Source organism: Paenochrobactrum gallinarii (genome assembly GCF_014205685.1).
Classification (GTDB): domain Bacteria; phylum Pseudomonadota; class Alphaproteobacteria; order Rhizobiales; family Rhizobiaceae; genus Paenochrobactrum; species Paenochrobactrum gallinarii.
Genome location: NZ_JACIIU010000003.1, coordinates 158705 through 173800, shown reverse-complemented (window position 1 = coordinate 173800; position 15096 = coordinate 158705). Strand labels below are relative to the sequence as shown.

Below are 15096 nucleotides of genomic sequence, written 5' to 3'. Positions count from 1 at the left end.
CTTAAGACTGACGGACAGTTTTAAGCAGACAAATCCATGATGCAATGGCTAAGGCCAGATCAATCACATAAAAGGCGGCAAATGTGCCTTGTGGCGGATAAGCCCATGTTGCTAAAGCCAGCAAGGCGCCGCCAAAAATATTGGCACCATTAAGAATGGCGGAGCGATAGCCATGCTTGCCTGCCGCGCCCAATGTTTCAATCGGCACCGCCCAAAGCGCGAAGAACACATTCGTCCAGCATAGAATACGCGAATATTGCACCAATGTGTCGTAATCCGAGCCAAACAAATAGGGCAGCACCGGTGCAAAAATGAAAATGCTCAAAGAGGTGAAAAAGCCGATGCCTAGTGCTGCAAGTTGCAGCTTTTTGGTCATGGCAAAAGCATTTTTAATGCCCTTGGAGCTTGCTACCGCAAGGCGGGGATAGGCTAGGCGGTTCATCGCTTCAATGCCCATAGTGCTACTGTCGATGATACGACGCACAATCGCATAAGAGCCGACAAAACCGGCAGGCATCAGTGTACTGAGCATCAGCAAGTCGACATTCTGGCGCGCGGTTTTAAACACGAACTGGCTGGCAAAAAGCAGACCAAGGCGGATTTCGTGGCGGATGATGCGATAAACCGGCTTACCCAATCGCCAGATGTAGCGATAGTAAAACACCATCACGATGACATGGCAGGCAAATTGCCAGACCGCCCATGTGAAGATATCTTCGGTGGTGAAAACCAGACAGGCAACAGCTGCCGTAAACATCCGCGCAAAAGCAAAGCCGACCACTGACAGATTGGCCGCTTGATATTGACCATGCGCTATATAAATCTGCTCAACCAGCAAAATGAGCCTCACCAATACAATATTGGTGATCAGCAGCAACAGAATGGAAAATTCGCTAAAATTGCCTTGGGTTGTGAGCTCAATCCAGAGCGGCAGAATACTCATGCCAAGCAGCACAAGTGCAGCACCTGTTAAAGCAATAAGGCTGAGGCAATGGCCGAAAAGGACAGTGTAAACCTGCTTGTTTTGGGCAACACGGCGCACAAGAGATTCGGTTGAGCCAAGGCCGCAAATATGGGTGGCAATGGCTGTGATGGCGAGAATGGTGACAAGCAAACCAAAATGCTCAGACCCCAGCGAGCGGGCAAGAATCGCAAAGGTCATCAACTGCGCCACATTGGCGGCCAGCAGGCTGCCGCTTGACGCAGCATAGGAAAGCAACATCTGACCCAATGGTCGCGATTGCTTCTTAACCTTGGCTGATTGATCTTGCCCCAAGCTGAATTTCCTTAATGGCAGTGGCTGTATTTTTTTTTATTCTGCTTGCCTCGTTGCGGCGAAGCTTTACTCTTTGTTCTGATCTTGTGGCTTATGATAGTTTTCAATCTATCGTCAATTGGTTCCTTCACGCCTTTCACTATAGCGTTTGCAAAATGGAATGGAATAATGGTCAGGCAGGACGACGCGTGACAAGACAGCTTCTCAACTTTAATGACTGGTCTGATCGGGTTGCAGACCGGATGATGCGTTATTTTCCACGCCGCAAACTGGATGTTCGCTTGGAACAACCGGTTGTGTCCTTTACTTTTGACGATGTGCCGCATTCGGCAGTGCGCAGCGGTGCTACACTTTTAGAGCGCTATAATGCGCGCGGTACTTTTTATATTGCTGGTGGCTTGCAAGATAAGATGCAAGGCGAGATGCGGATGTTTTCGCCCGCCGATGTGCAATATCTGGCGCGTGCCGGACATGAAGTGGCGTGCCATAGTTTTTCACACCGCAAAATGAGCAAGCTATCGCGCGAAATCCTGGAGCGTGATCTGGCGCGCAATAAAGCCTATCTGGATGGTTTGGCGCCGCAGGAAGGTAGACTTCGCAATTTTGCCTATCCGTATAATGCCCCACAATGGCGGGCACGAACATTATTGGCTGACCGGTTTAGCTCTTGTCGCGGTGGCGGCAATCAGATTAATCGCGGACGGGTCAATCGTGATTTTTTATATGGTGTGGAAATCGGCGGTGCGGATGCAAAATTCAGCACGCTTTCTTCCTATATTGAAGATGTTGCGAGAAATCCGGGTTGGCTGATTTTCTTCACGCATGATGTGGATGATAATCCAAGCCCATATGGCTGCACACGGGATTTGTTTGAAAAGCTGGTGGCATATGCTGCCGAAAAATCCTGCCGCATTCTGCCGGTCAGAGATGCGATGGCTTTATTGCAGGGACAAAACAGAGAATGAAGAAGCCAGCGCAGACACTTCTTGCGATTAATAATTATTTTTATCGCCGTGGTGGCGCGGAAACTTTATTCTTTGAGCATATGCAGCTTTTCAATAATGCTGATTGGCGTTCCATACCTTTTGCCATGCAGCATCCGGAAAATTTGCCCTCTGATTATGCGTCCTATTTCGTGGGCGAAATTGAATATGGCCGCCGTCTCTCGTTGAGCCAAAAACTATCGCAGGCCGCGAAAGTTATTTATTCACGCGAAGCACAGCGCAATATTGAGCGCCTTATCGAAGATGTGCGCCCTGATATTGCCCATGCGCATAATGTTTACCATCATCTCTCTCCGGCCATTTTTCCGGTGCTGAAAAAAGCCGGTATCCCGACCGTGATGACAGCGCATGATCTTAAACTGGCCTGTCCTGCCTATAAGATGCTGAGCCATGATCAGGTCTGCGAGCGCTGCAAGGGCGGGCGGATTTATAATGTGGTGCGACAGCGCTGCATTAAAGATTCCGTGGCGCTTAGCGGTTTGGTGTTTCTTGAAACATTGGTGCATCGAAGTCTTGGGCTTTACCGCGATAATCTGGATCGCATTATTGTGCCAAGCCGGTTTTACCGCGAAAAACTGATTGAATGGGGCTGGCCGGAAGACAAGCTGATTTATATACCGAATTTCGTTGATCTTGATCTGGCGCGCGCTCCTGTAAGAAACAGCGATTATTTTCTTTATGCCGGAAGATTGTCGGAAGAAAAAGGATTGGTAACACTCATTGAAGCGGTGGCTGAGACCAAACAAAGACTACTGATTGCCGGTTCCGGCCCCTTGGAGCAACAGCTTAAACAATTAGTTGCAAAGCTTCAGGCGGATGTCGAATTTGCAGGACATTTGCAAGCGGATCATTTACATCGCACAATCAACGGGGCAACGGCGCTTATCTTGCCATCGCAATGGTATGAAAATGCACTGCTGAGTATTTTGGAAGCTTATATTTTGGGGGTGCCGGTCATCGGCAGCAGGATTGGCGGCATACCGGAACTCGTGCGCGAAGGCGTCACCGGCTTGTTGGCAGAGCCTGGCAATGTGCAGGATCTGGCCGAAAAAATCGCGATGATGGCAGGGTTTACCGCGCAAAAACGTGGCGCAATGGCAGTTGAGGGAGCGCAGTGGGTGCGTGAGGCTTTTTCAAGCATACAATATAAAAATGCGATGCTTGATCTTTATGCATCACTTGAAAGCCGCTGATGAGGGCAGACGTGGCGCGTAAACGTATTTTTATGGTTGGTTTGCGAGGCATCCCTGATGTGCAGGGCGGCGTGGAAAAGCATGTCGAAGCTTTAAGCCAGCTATGCGCTGACAAAGGCTATGATGTCACGGTTATCGGACGGCGGAATTATCTGAAGCAAAAAAACCTCTATCGCTGGCGCAATGTTTTTGTGGTGCCGCTTTATGCGCCGTGCTCGCCATATCTGGAAGCTTTAGTTAATAGTATTGCGGGGGTGTTTTATGCCGCGAGACATAAAGCGGATATTTTGCATATTCATGCTATTGGCCCCGCATTAACAGCACCGCTGGCTCGTGTTTTGGGCTTGAAAGTGGTGGTTACGCATCACGGTTTTGACTATGATCGGCAAAAATGGGGCGCAGTCGCGCGCAAAGTTTTGAAGCTTGGGGAATATGTGGGCATGAAATATAGCAATGCCCGCATTGCCGTATCACGCAATATCGCTGGCGCTATGCAAAAGCGCTATGGTGTTGAGGTGGAGTTTATCCCGAATGGCGTTTCCGTTTTTGAAGGACGCGCAAATGCCGATTATCTGAAGAAATTTCAGCTCACCCCTGACAATTATCTGATCAATGTCGCGCGGATTGTGCCGGAAAAGCGTCAGCTTGATTTAATTAATGCCTATGCGGATTTAAACCGGCCGGACATTCCATTGGTGCTTGTTGGCGGCGGTAATGAATATTCTGATTATTACATGCAAGTGGCCGCGCGTGCCGGTGAAGTGGCCGGTGTGATTATGACTGGCGCTTTAGCGGGCGAAGAACTCGCCGCTATTTTTTCCAATGCAGGCATGTTTATTTTGCCGTCCAGCCATGAAGGTATGCCGATCGCATTGCTGGAAGCATTGCATTACGACATGCCGGTTTTGGCCAGCGATATTGTGGCCAATAAGGAAATAGGGCTTGAAGATGAGTGTTATTTTCCACTTGGGGATATTGCGGCACTGACCCGCGCGCTGGAAAGGCAGCTCATTGCCGCCAAAACGGCGACAGGTGATGGTGCAGAGCGTACCAAATTACAGCACGATTTCAGCTGGGATCATATCGCTGACCAGACTTGCGCGATTTACGAAAAGGTTTTGTCCGGCAGCAAGCAATAAAAAACCACATCAGCGACGCGCATGATGTGGTTTTTCAATTTGCATTTTTAAGCCAGCTTATCGGGCGCGACGGCGCTCTGAAGATGGCTGATAAGCAAGCTTGGCGTGATAAGCGCAATAAGGGCTGCTTTCACCGGATTCATGACCGCAGAAGTGAAACTCTTCCGACAATGGATCGCCAAGCGGCCATTTGCAGGTGCGCTCGGTGAGCTGCAACAAAGTCAGCTTGCGTGAGATCGGAATAACCACATCTGACGCAGGCTTCATAACCGGTTCGGCAATGGCTGTATCGGCTACATATTCCATTTGCAGTGCCGCAGCGCCAACTGTCTTGGTGACGGTCGGGCGCACAGGCGCCTGCACATGAATGTGAGCTGCTGTTGCTGCCGGTGTTACCGGCGGGGTTGCCGGTCTTGGTGGCGCGGAGGCTGTAACGCTCGGTGCCGGAGCCACTTTTTTGCTGCGCGGGGCAGCTGTGGTGGTTTTTCCGCGACCTGACAGTTTCAGCCGATGCACTTTGCCGATGACCGCATTGCGGCTCACACCGCCAAGCTGTGCAGCGATCTGGCTTGCGCTGAGGCCTTCACTCCACAGTTTTTTCAGAACTTCGACGCGCTCGTCTGTCCAGCTCATCGCCATAGGCTCCAATCGTTATTTGTTAGCCGGAATCCGTCAGGGGCAACAGGAAATTTCCTGACAGCCCACCATGCGTTTCCGGGTGACTAGGTCCGCCTTACGAAATCTAGTATTACTTGACCATAAAGCTACAATATCGAGCTTGACCCTGACAAGGCTCTCGCAGCTCGGCTGATTTGCTTTTCGGGGTTTTCCCCAGATAGGTTGTCAAGTCCTATTTTTGTAATGGCATTTAAATTGTTTATTGCACCGAGGCCAGACCACTTCGCCCTGCTCAAATCGTGTTTGTAGATTGTCAGGCGCTGCCGGTCTGACTACCGCAACTGCCTGTCTATATAGCTATTTAGATGCAAATTGCTATCTTTATGACAGGAATATAACTACAACTTAAGCAGAATGGTGCAAAAAAGCCCATTCTTTGAGGGTAAAATCGCTGGTTTTTCAGCAAGATTGATTGACTTTTTATATCCGGCAACCAATATTCGTTACCTTATTCTATGGCTGGTGTCCGGTGGTCAAGACCGTATATGTAAGCTATGGAAGACTTGTGTAATTGATAGCTTGTCGAATCCGATTTTTAAGTCAATTATGCAAATGCCGCCTGAGGGCGGCTTTTTAGTTTCATCAGCGTGAAAGACGTTGATTTAAACCATGATCCCGGAGCGCCATAATGGGTTCCGGAACCGGATCGTATGTTACAACCGTTTGAGGCTTATGGAGGCCCTACTCAAATGACCGACGCAACCGTACACCCGCTTTACGAAACCTATAATCGTGCGGCTCTGCGTTTTGAGCGAGGAGAGGGCATTTGGCTGATTACCGATAAGGGTGAGCGCTACCTCGATTTTGCTGCCGGCATTGCTGTGAACGCACTCGGCCATAACCATCCGCATCTGGTAACAGCACTGAAAGATCAGGCTGATAAATTATGGCATGTATCGAATATTTATGAAGTGCCGGGTCAGGAAAAACTGGCAAAGCGTCTGACCGAAAATACATTTGCTGATCGTGTCTTCTTCACCAATAGCGGTGCGGAAGCTCTGGAATGCGCGATTAAAACTGCGCGCCGCTATCACTTTGTCAATGGTCAGCCGGAACGCTATCGCATTATTACTTTTGATGGTGCTTTCCATGGCCGTACATTGGCAACGATTGCCGCTACCGGTCAGGAAAAATATCTGGAAGGTTTTGGCCCTAAAGTTGATGGTTTCGATCAGGTGCCTTTTGGCGATGAGGAAGCATTGAAGGCTGCCGTCACCAATGAAACTGCCGGTATTCTGCTGGAGCCTGTGCAGGGCGAGGGCGGCTTGCGTCCGTTCACTGATGAAATGTTGCGCGCTATCCGTCAGCTTTGCGATGATAACGGCATTTTGTTGATTATGGATGAAGTGCAGAGCGGTGTTGGCCGTACAGGTCGCATGTTCGCGCATGAATGGGCAGGCATCACCCCTGACATTATGGCTATTGCCAAAGGTATTGGCGGCGGCTTCCCGCTTGGCGCATGTCTTGCAACGGCTGAGGCCTCCAAGGGCATGACAGCGGGCACCCATGGCACCACCTATGGCGGTAATCCCCTGGCGATGGCTGTGGGCAATGCGGTGCTTGATGTGATGTTGGATGACGAATTTCTGCCGCATGTGCAGAAAATCGCTCTTATTTTGAAACAGGGCTTTGCCTCTTTGATCGACCGCTTCCCGAATATTGTTTCGGAAGTGCGCGGTCGCGGTCTTTTGATCGGCCTTAAATGCGTTGTGCCAAATACAATGCTGCTTCAGGCCGTGCGTGATGAACATATGCTGGCAGTGACTGCCGGTGATAATGTGCTGCGTCTGCTGCCGCCATTGGTGACAACAGAAGAAGAAGCACGTGAAGCATTGAAGCGTTTAGAAACGGCAGTGGAAAGATTATCTGTCGCAAACCCAGTAAAGACGGCATAAAATCATGATCAGCAAAAACGGCGTAAAACATTTTACAGATTTGGCAGATATCAGCTCTGCGGAATTGCGCATGATCATGGATGATGCGAAGCAGTTGAAAGCCCGCACCAAGGCTGGCGAAATCAATAAGAGCTTATCCGGCAAAGTGCTGGCGATGATTTTTGAAAAACCATCGACCAGAACGCGCGTGTCTTTTGATGTGGGTATGCGCCAGCTAGGCGGCGAAACCTTGATGCTGACCGGCTCGGAAATGCAGCTTGGCCGCAGCGAGACGATTGCTGATACCGCCAAGGTTCTTTCGCGTTTTGTTGATGCGATCATGATCCGCACCACCTCGCATGACCGGATGCTGGAACTGGCTGAACATGCTACTGTTCCGGTTATTAATGCGCTGACAGATGATACGCACCCTTGTCAGATCATGGCCGACATCCTAACTTATGAAGAACATCGCGGCCCCGTTGAAGGCAAAACCTTTGCATGGATGGGCGATGGCAACAACGTCCTTCATTCACTCGTTGAAGGGGCGGCACGTTTTAACTTTAACGTAAATATCGCCACCCCTGAAGGCAGCGAACCAAAGCAACAATATCTGGACTGGGCTTGGCAAAATGGTGCGAAGATCATGTCTACAACCGACGCTTACAAAGCAGCAGCAGGCGCAGATTGCATCGTTACCGACACATGGGTTTCCATGGGGCAGGAAGATAATGCGCGCGGCAATAATGTCTTTATGCCTTATCAGGTGAATTCCTATCTGATGGAAAAGGCTGACCCAAAGGCTCTGTTCATGCACTGCCTGCCGGCGCATCGCGGTGATGAAGTCACAGATGAAGTGATCGACGGGCCGCAATCTGTTGTTTTTGACGAAGCGGAAAATCGACTTCACGCACAAAAGGCCATTTTGGCTTGGTGCCTGAAGGGAGAGTAAAAGAAACATGGCTAATGTAACATTTGAACCGGATATGACCTATGCCGGTGATGATGCCGTGGTGCCTTTTCAGGTGGAAGGGCTGGATATCCGCGGCCGCGCCATTCAGATGGGTGGCGCACTCGACCAGATCCTGTCGCGCCACGACTATCCGGAAGTGGTTGCACGTCTTTTGGCAGAAACCGTTATTTTAACGGTTCTGCTTGGCACAACGCTTAAATTTCAGGGCAAATTCATTCTGCAAACGCAGTCTGACGGGCCTGTAGATATGCTGGTGGTGGATTTCCAGACACCGGATGCCGTGCGCGCTTATGCACGATTTGACGAAGAGCGCCTGAATGCAGCGATTGCTGAGGGTAAAACCCAGCCGGAAGACCTGCTTGGCCGCGGCACATTGGGACTGACCATTGATCAGGGTGCCCATATGCAGCGCTATCAGGGGCTGGTGGCGCTTGACGGCTCATCACTGGAAGAAATTGCCCGCAATTACTTCATGCAGTCGGAACAGATCCCGACCGATGTGCGCATTAGTGTGGCGCAGTTGATGGAGCGTAACAGCGACGGCACCTTGCAAAAGCAATGGCGCGCCGGTGGTCTGATGATCCAGTTTCTGCCACAATCAGAAATTCACGCCAAACATCGAGATTTGCCAGGTGGTGATGCGCCCGAAGGTGAGGTCGCAGGCCAGGTGGATGCGGAAGATGAATGGCAGGAAGCGCGTGCGCTTGTTGGCACAATCGAAAGCTCCGAGCTGACCGACCCGCAGGTGGCTGTTGAGCGTTTGCTCTATCGCTTGTTCCATGAGCGCGGTGTGCGCGTTTATGAACCGGCACCGGTGGTGGCAAAATGCTCCTGCTCGCGCGAGAAGATCGAAGGTGTATTGTCCGGTTTTTCCGCGGAGGAAATTCTGGAAAGCACTGAAGACGGTCAGATCGTCGTCAATTGCGAATTCTGCTCGACCAATTATGTGTTCGATCCGGCAGATTTTGCCAAATAAGATTTGGTCTTGATCAATTTAAAGAAAAGCGGGTTTTCAGCTGAAAACCCGCTTTTTTATTGGGATTAGTTGAGTGTCCGGCGGCTGTCGGGCATATCCAGCGAAAAAGCCGGAATGCTGACTTCAAACGCTTCGCCATTGGCGCTTTGCATCTGATAGCTGCCGACCATCATGCCGGAATCGGTTTTCAGCGGGCAGCCGGATGAATATTGGTAGCTGTCACCCGGTTCAATCACAGGCTGTTCGCCGACCACGCCCGGACCATGTACTTCTTCTGTTTTGCCCGCACCATCGGTAATTTTCCAATAGCGGGAGCGCAGGCAAACACTTGCTTTGGAGAGATTGGCAATGGTCACCCGATATCCCCAAAAATAGCGGCTTTCATCCGGTTCGGATTGCTCTTCCAGATAAAAAGGTTCGACCGTTATTTCAATATCATGGGTGGTGGCACGGTACATTGCTTCAACTCTTATGATTTTGACAATTGACCGGCACAGTTGATGGTTCACATCAATGTGCCGGTTGCATAGTCATGGCATAAATTTATGCTGAAAGCAGCCTATTTAATGGCCTTTAATGCCTCAGCGACATCTTCAAGCAGATCGTCGGTATCTTCGAGGCCGACGGAGAGACGCAGCAAGCCTTCACTGATGTTTTGCTCAAGGCGCGCTTCATCGGTGAGGTTCTTATGCGTGGTGGTCGCCGGATGGGTAATCAGGCTTTTAGCATCGCCCAGATTGTTGGAAATACGGATGACTTCCAGCGCATTTTCAAATTCAAAAGCAGCCTTTCTGCCGCCTTTCAATTCCAGTGCGATCATGGTGGAACCGCCGCTCATCTGGCGTGCAATAATATCGGCCTGCGGGTGATCGGCGCGTCCCGGATAAATCACTTTGCTCACCGCATTTTGCTCCGCCAGGAAATCGGCCAGAGCGCGTGCCGAATGTGCCTGCTGTTTAATGCGCACCGGCATGGTTTCAAGGCTTTTCAGCATGATCCATGAGTTAAACGGGCTGAGGCCCGGACCGGTATGGCGGAAATATTCCTGAAACTCGTTTTCGATCCATTCACGATCCGACAAAACAAGACCGCCCAGACAGCGTCCCTGACCATCAATATGTTTGGTGGCGGAATAAACAACAATATGCGCACCAAGCTGCAAAGGCTTTTGGAAAAGCGGGGTTGCAAACACATTATCGACGATCAGTTTTGCACCAACTGAATTGGCGATCTCGGCAACTTTGGCAATGTCGATCACTTCCAATGTCGGGTTGGAAGGGCTTTCCAAAAACATCACTTTGGTGTTCGGGCGTGTTGCTGCCTGCCAGTTTTCCAGCTTTGAGCCGTCGATGATGGAAATTTCCACGCCATAGCGCGGCAGCAATGTTTCAACGATATAATTACAGGAGCCGAAAACAGCGCGTGCCGAAATGACGTGGTCACCGGCCTTCACCTGACACAAAATGGCGGCAGCAACTGCGGCCATGCCGGAAGCCGTGGCGCGTGCTTCTTCCGCACCTTCCAGTGCGCACATGCGCTTTTCAAACATATTGGTGGTCGGGTTGGCATAACGGGAATAAATAAAGCCCGGATCTTCACCATTAAAGCGTGCCACTGCGGCTTCGGCATTTTCATAAACAAAGCCTTGGGTCAGGAAGAGCGCTTCCGAGGTTTCGCCAAATGGCGAGCGTTCCGTGCCTGCATGCACAAGCTGTGTGGCGGGGCGAAAATTGCGTTTTGGTTTATCAGTCATTTTCCAACCTGTAAAATTTAACAGGCTCGTCTTGATGATGCGAGGAGCGGGCGAGCCTGATATGCGTTTAAAAATGCGATTACTTTATTCTGGTTCTTCGGTCTTTTTCTGGCCGATCATCTCCAGATCATAAGTGGTGGTCTGGTAAATTTCGTTGATCCAGTTGCCGAATAAGAGATGGGCATGGCTGCGCCAGCGGTTTTGCGGCGTCAGCTTAGGGTCATTCTGCGGGAAGTAGTTTTGCGGCAGGTCGATCTGGTTGCCAGCTTCGATATCGCGGAAATATTCCTCTGCCAGCGATGTTGAATCATATTCAACATGGTTGAAAATATAGAGGCGGTTGCCGTCTTCTTCACGCAGCAAACAAACACCGGTTTCATCGGATTCCATCAGGATTTCCAGCTCCGGCACTTGGCGCACATCTTCTCCGCGAATTTCTGTCCAGCGCGAGACCGGGATTTGGAAATCATCGGAAAAACCGTTGAGATAAACGGAGGCCGGTTGCAGATTGCGATGACGGTAAACGCCGAAGGCTTTTTTCGCCAATTCATATTTTGGCACACGGTGGAAGTGCCAGACAGCAGCCATTGCGCCCCAGCAAATATTGAAGGTTGAGTGGACATTGGTTTTTGTCCATTCAAAAATCTGCTCCATTTCGTCCCAATAGGTCACATCCTGATAATCAAGCGTTTCCACAGGTGCGCCGGTGATGATGAAGCCGTCAAATTTGCGGTGTTTGATCTCGTCCCATGTATTGTAGAAGGACAAGAGATGTTCTTCGGAAGTGTTTTTGGCACGATGTCCGCCGATGCGCACAAGGGTCAGCTCCACCTGCAAAGGGGTGGCGCCGATGAGACGTGCGATTTGCACTTCGGTGCGGATTTTGTTCGGCATGAGGTTGAGCAGGCCGATCTGCAAAGGGCGAATGTCCTGGCGAGTCGCTTGGGTCTCGCTCATCACGCGCACGCCTTCACTGACAAGGGTCGCAAAAGCTGGAAGTGTGTCAGGGATTTTAATCGGCATATTCAACTCTCTTCTCTGGTGCCGGTGCAAGTAAAAAAATCGCAACAAGTACCCGGAAGGAGGTCAACCGCGGCCCTATTTAGCGATTTATTTTACGTGGCTGCAAGCCGGCCGGCCAAATCACCACGGTAGAAATATATTTAGACCTGCATGACGAATTGAGTCAACAAGCAAGGTCAGGATTTCTACTATCTCCTTTTCTGAGGAAAAGAAAGCGTAATTTACCATATGAGCAACTGAACGGGTGCAGCCCTGTTGTTCTAATGCTTGAGATGTCGTATCGAGTTGGGACTATTTATTGTTCTTCGTCTAGGTGTCAGGGATTTTGGTAATGGCAAATGAGCAGCTCGGAATATTGGCGGATGCAGATATCGCGGCGCTCTTTGAGGTGGGTGCGTTAAAATCTGCCCGCCCGTTGGATGACGACCAGATCCAGCCAGCCAGCCTTGATCTGCGCCTTGGCACCAAAGCTTATCGTGTGCGCGCTTCCTTCATGCCGGGTCGTGATACACCGGTTATCGACAAGCTGGAACGCCTGAAGCTGCATGAGATTGACCTGACATCAGGTGCCGTTTTGGAAACCGGCTGCGTTTATATTGTGCCGCTGCTGGAAAGCGTGCATCTGCCGCAAGAATTGTCAGCCGCTGCCAATCCGAAAAGCTCGACCGGCCGTCTTGATATTTTCACCCGCGTGATTGTCGATGGCGCGCAGGAATTTGATAAAGTGCCTGCCGGTTATCAAGGTCCGCTTTATCTCGAAGTCAGCCCGCGCACTTTCCCGATTGTGGCGCGTACCGGTTCCAGACTGTCACAAATCCGTTTCCGTCAGGGACGCTCGCAATTGGATGAAGCTGAACTGGCTGTCTTGCATGAGCGCGAAACGCTGGTTGCTTCCGAAACACCTAATATTTCCGGTGGCGGTATTGCCCTTTCGATTGATCTGTCCGGCGATGAAAATGGCCTGATCGGTTATCGCGGTAAGCATCACACATCGGTTGTTGATGTCGATCAGCGCAATGCCCATGATCTTTATGATTACTGGGAGCCGATCTATGATCGCGGCGCGCGTGAGCTGGTGCTTGATCCGGATGAGTTTTACATTCTGGTTTCACGCGAAGCTGTGCATGTGCCGCCGGATTATGCTGCTGAAATGACCCCGTTTGATCCGCTTGTTGGTGAATTCCGTGTTCATTATGCCGGTTTCTTTGATCCGGGCTTTGGCCATACAGCTGCTGGCGGCACCGGAAGCCGTGCGGTTTTGGAAGTGCGCAGCCATGAAGTGCCGTTCATTTTGGAACATGGCCAGATTATCGGCCGTTTGATTTATGAAAAAATGTTGCATCGTCCAAGCGCTCTTTATGGCTCGGAGCGTGGCTCGCATTATCAGGCGCAGCGTTTGAAACTGTCAAAACATTTCCGTTAAACGGACGTAAAAATAAAGCCGGAGCGGTGTGAAGTGCTCCGGCTTTTTTATTTTTGAATATCAGCGGCGTTTCATATTGAGCGGGTCATTGGATTTGGCCGCGCTATAATTCATCACCACGCGCACCGTTCGGGAGCGCACACGCGTTTCATTGGCGCATTCCTGAATGGCTTCCATTGCGCTGATGGCAAAAAGCTGGCCTGCCTTGCGCACAGGGCGATATTCCACTGTAGCAATATCGGTGAGCTTGCCTTCACGGTCATATTTGACCTCAAAAACGGCCACAGCTTTCTGATAATCAATTCCTTCAGGCAGTTTCCAACATTGGCTGGCCATTTCGGCCACAACTTCACTGTCGGTTGCGGCATAGGCCGCAGAACCGGAGATGCCCATTAAAAAGATCAGAGGTAAACCGATTTTTCTCATAAATCTGGTATAGGTGCTATCAGATTTTTTTCAACCTTTAAGCCTGTAAATTATGCTTGAAGCCCTGATTGCTCATGGTCGTGGCAGATTTTAAAGGAAGAAATGACGGCATGTGAGATAGATCACAGAAAGGCAGATGGTGATGATCACCAATATATCTGTGGTCAGCAGAATATCGCTCGGCATGGCTATCCCCTTTATCATCGATGGCTGATGACAGATGATAAAGAGCGGATAAAAATCGGACAGGCATGGGTTTTGTAATTTTCAGCGCTTTGCGGCAGAGATTTTCTATAAATCTGCCAGTGGCGACAAAATGATTTAAATCACGCTGATAACAGCTTGTTCGGGGCGCATAACTTGCAACTCGGGCGAAGAGCGTTTACTTGAGAACCAAGAACGCAGCCGCAGGAGCATCAAACCATGTCCGATAAAGTTAATCGTTTTCTCGGTGATACACCCGCCCGTGTGCTGGTGAAACTGGTGATCGTGTCACTTGTTGTCGGCTTTGTGATGAACGCATTCCATTGGTCACCCTATGATCTTTTATGGGCGGTGCGTGATTTCTTCGTGCGTCTTTGGAATATGGGCTTTGCCGCTTTGGGCAATTTTGCCGATTATTTCCTGCTCGGCGCTGCCGTGGTTATTCCGGTCTTTATCATTTTGCGTTTGCTCAATTATCGTCGCTGAAGCCGCAATCTGCCACAATAAGTGCAGATTGTTTGCATAGAAAACAGCAGATTTGAAAAATTTGACGACAGAGTGATTGCTATGAAAACCGGACTGGTGACGCGCCGTGCTGTTTTACAGATTTTAGCCGGAGGTGCAGTGATTTTATCTGCACCTGCCGTGTTAAAGATAACATCCGCGCAGGCAGCCAGCGACCCGACCGGGCTTTTCAATGCGATCCGCCGCCAACATGGTTTGTCCTTGATGGCAACCGATCCAAAGCTGGAGCAGGCAGCGCTCTATCAGGCTAAAAGAATGGCAAGCCACGGGAAAATCGGTCACAATATCGGTTGGGGCAATGGTTTTGTCGCGCGGTTGCAGCAAGCGGGCATTCGCGGGCCCGCGGCGGAAAATGTTGCCTCCGGTCAATCTGATACGGATGCAGTTTTTAAAGCATGGATGAATTCTGCCGGACATCGCAAAAACATGCTTGATCCGGTGTTTGACCGCTATGGTCTGGCATGGGCAACGCCGGAAAATAAACCCCATTATATTTATTGGGCGATGATGTTGGGTGTTGCGCAACAGGCGTGACGTTCAGGGCAATTGCACGCGGTTAAAAATCACGATAGGAGCGGATTGTTGAGCAAGTCACAAGAGGGGTGGCTGGCCAACGCGGAGCTTTATTA

15 protein-coding genes and 1 riboswitch are annotated in these 15096 nt (G+C 50.3%); of the genes, 9 read left to right on the top strand and 6 right to left on the bottom strand.

All coding sequences use genetic code 11. The features are described 5' to 3' along the window. Position 1: 1 nt before the first annotated feature. Positions 2 to 1276, bottom strand: a complete 1275-nt coding sequence (locus FHS77_RS05195) for an oligosaccharide flippase family protein (protein WP_246431233.1) — start codon at positions 1274 to 1276, stop codon at positions 2 to 4. A 155-nt stretch (positions 1277 to 1431) separates the two neighbouring features. Between FHS77_RS05195 and FHS77_RS05190 the strand changes: the two genes are divergently transcribed. Genes FHS77_RS05190 through FHS77_RS05180 form a run of 3 tightly spaced genes read left to right on the top strand, consistent with a single transcriptional unit; the run spans position 1432 to position 4612 of the window. Beyond that, positions 1432 to 2241 carry a polysaccharide deacetylase family protein gene (locus tag FHS77_RS05190; protein WP_184221012.1) on the top strand — a complete coding sequence of 270 codons (810 nt, stop codon included), beginning with the start codon at positions 1432 to 1434 and terminating at the stop codon, positions 2239 to 2241. Beyond that, positions 2238 to 3473 (top strand): glycosyltransferase, encoded by a 1236-nt coding sequence (locus FHS77_RS05185; RefSeq protein ID WP_184221010.1) that lies wholly within the window; start codon positions 2238 to 2240, stop codon positions 3471 to 3473. Before FHS77_RS05190 ends, FHS77_RS05185 begins: the two co-directional genes overlap by 4 nt. An 11-nt stretch (positions 3474 to 3484) precedes the next feature. Next, positions 3485 to 4612, top strand: coding sequence for a glycosyltransferase family 4 protein (locus FHS77_RS05180; protein ID WP_343060957.1), 1128 nt, complete (start codon positions 3485 to 3487; stop codon positions 4610 to 4612). A 57-nt stretch (positions 4613 to 4669) separates the two neighbouring features. Here FHS77_RS05180 and FHS77_RS05175 read toward each other — a convergent pair whose 3' ends face one another. Further along, a complete protein-coding gene (locus tag FHS77_RS05175; RefSeq protein WP_184221008.1) occupies positions 4670 to 5245 on the bottom strand; it encodes a GcrA family cell cycle regulator in 576 nt (191 codons plus the stop codon). 734 nt (positions 5246 to 5979) lie between these two features. On the opposite strand from FHS77_RS05175, the gene FHS77_RS05170 reads away from it, so the two are divergent. From FHS77_RS05170 to FHS77_RS05160, 3 genes are read left to right on the top strand one after another with little or no spacing between them, the layout of a single operon-like run. Then, entirely contained in the window at positions 5980 to 7185 is a 1206-nt protein-coding gene (locus FHS77_RS05170) for an aspartate aminotransferase family protein (protein WP_184221005.1), read from the top strand. A 4-nt stretch (positions 7186 to 7189) separates the two neighbouring features. After that, entirely contained in the window at positions 7190 to 8116 is a 927-nt protein-coding gene (gene argF / locus FHS77_RS05165) for an ornithine carbamoyltransferase (RefSeq protein WP_184221003.1), read from the top strand. A 7-nt stretch (positions 8117 to 8123) separates the two neighbouring features. After that, positions 8124 to 9113: an Hsp33 family molecular chaperone gene (locus FHS77_RS05160; protein WP_184221001.1), complete on the top strand. Its 990-nt coding sequence runs from the start codon at positions 8124 to 8126 to the stop codon at positions 9111 to 9113. A 65-nt stretch (positions 9114 to 9178) separates the two neighbouring features. Here the strand turns inward: FHS77_RS05160 and apaG are convergent, their stop codons facing one another. From apaG to metA, 3 genes are all read right to left on the bottom strand, one after another. Then, on the bottom strand, positions 9179 to 9571 hold the full coding sequence (gene apaG / locus FHS77_RS05155; RefSeq protein WP_184220999.1) for a Co2+/Mg2+ efflux protein ApaG: 393 nt from the start codon (positions 9569 to 9571) through the stop codon (positions 9179 to 9181). 101 nt (positions 9572 to 9672) lie between these two features. Continuing rightward, on the bottom strand, positions 9673 to 10866 hold the full coding sequence (locus tag FHS77_RS05150; RefSeq protein ID WP_184220997.1) for an O-succinylhomoserine sulfhydrylase: 1194 nt from the start codon (positions 10864 to 10866) through the stop codon (positions 9673 to 9675). A gap of 84 nt (positions 10867 to 10950) precedes the next feature. Then, entirely contained in the window at positions 10951 to 11889 is a 939-nt protein-coding gene (metA, locus tag FHS77_RS05145; RefSeq protein WP_184220995.1) for a homoserine O-acetyltransferase MetA, read from the bottom strand. 57 nt (positions 11890 to 11946) lie between these two features. Then, positions 11947 to 12026, bottom strand: a riboswitch (SAM riboswitch). A gap of 194 nt (positions 12027 to 12220) precedes the next feature. Between metA and FHS77_RS05140 the strand changes: the two genes are divergently transcribed. Next, entirely contained in the window at positions 12221 to 13312 is a 1092-nt protein-coding gene (locus FHS77_RS05140) for a 2'-deoxycytidine 5'-triphosphate deaminase (protein ID WP_184220993.1), read from the top strand. A gap of 60 nt (positions 13313 to 13372) precedes the next feature. Here the strand turns inward: FHS77_RS05140 and FHS77_RS05135 are convergent, their stop codons facing one another. Beyond that, positions 13373 to 13705 (bottom strand): hypothetical protein, encoded by a 333-nt coding sequence (locus FHS77_RS05135; protein WP_246431231.1) that lies wholly within the window; start codon positions 13703 to 13705, stop codon positions 13373 to 13375. Between the two features lie 456 nt (positions 13706 to 14161). Here FHS77_RS05135 and FHS77_RS05130 point away from each other — a divergent pair, with 456 nt between their 5' ends. After that, complete coding sequence (locus FHS77_RS05130) at positions 14162 to 14428, top strand: DUF6460 domain-containing protein (RefSeq protein ID WP_184220989.1); 267 nt, start codon at positions 14162 to 14164, stop codon at positions 14426 to 14428. Between the two features lie 81 nt (positions 14429 to 14509). Beyond that, entirely contained in the window at positions 14510 to 15001 is a 492-nt protein-coding gene (locus tag FHS77_RS05125) for a CAP domain-containing protein (protein ID WP_184220987.1), read from the top strand. Positions 15002 to 15096 lie beyond the last annotated feature (95 nt).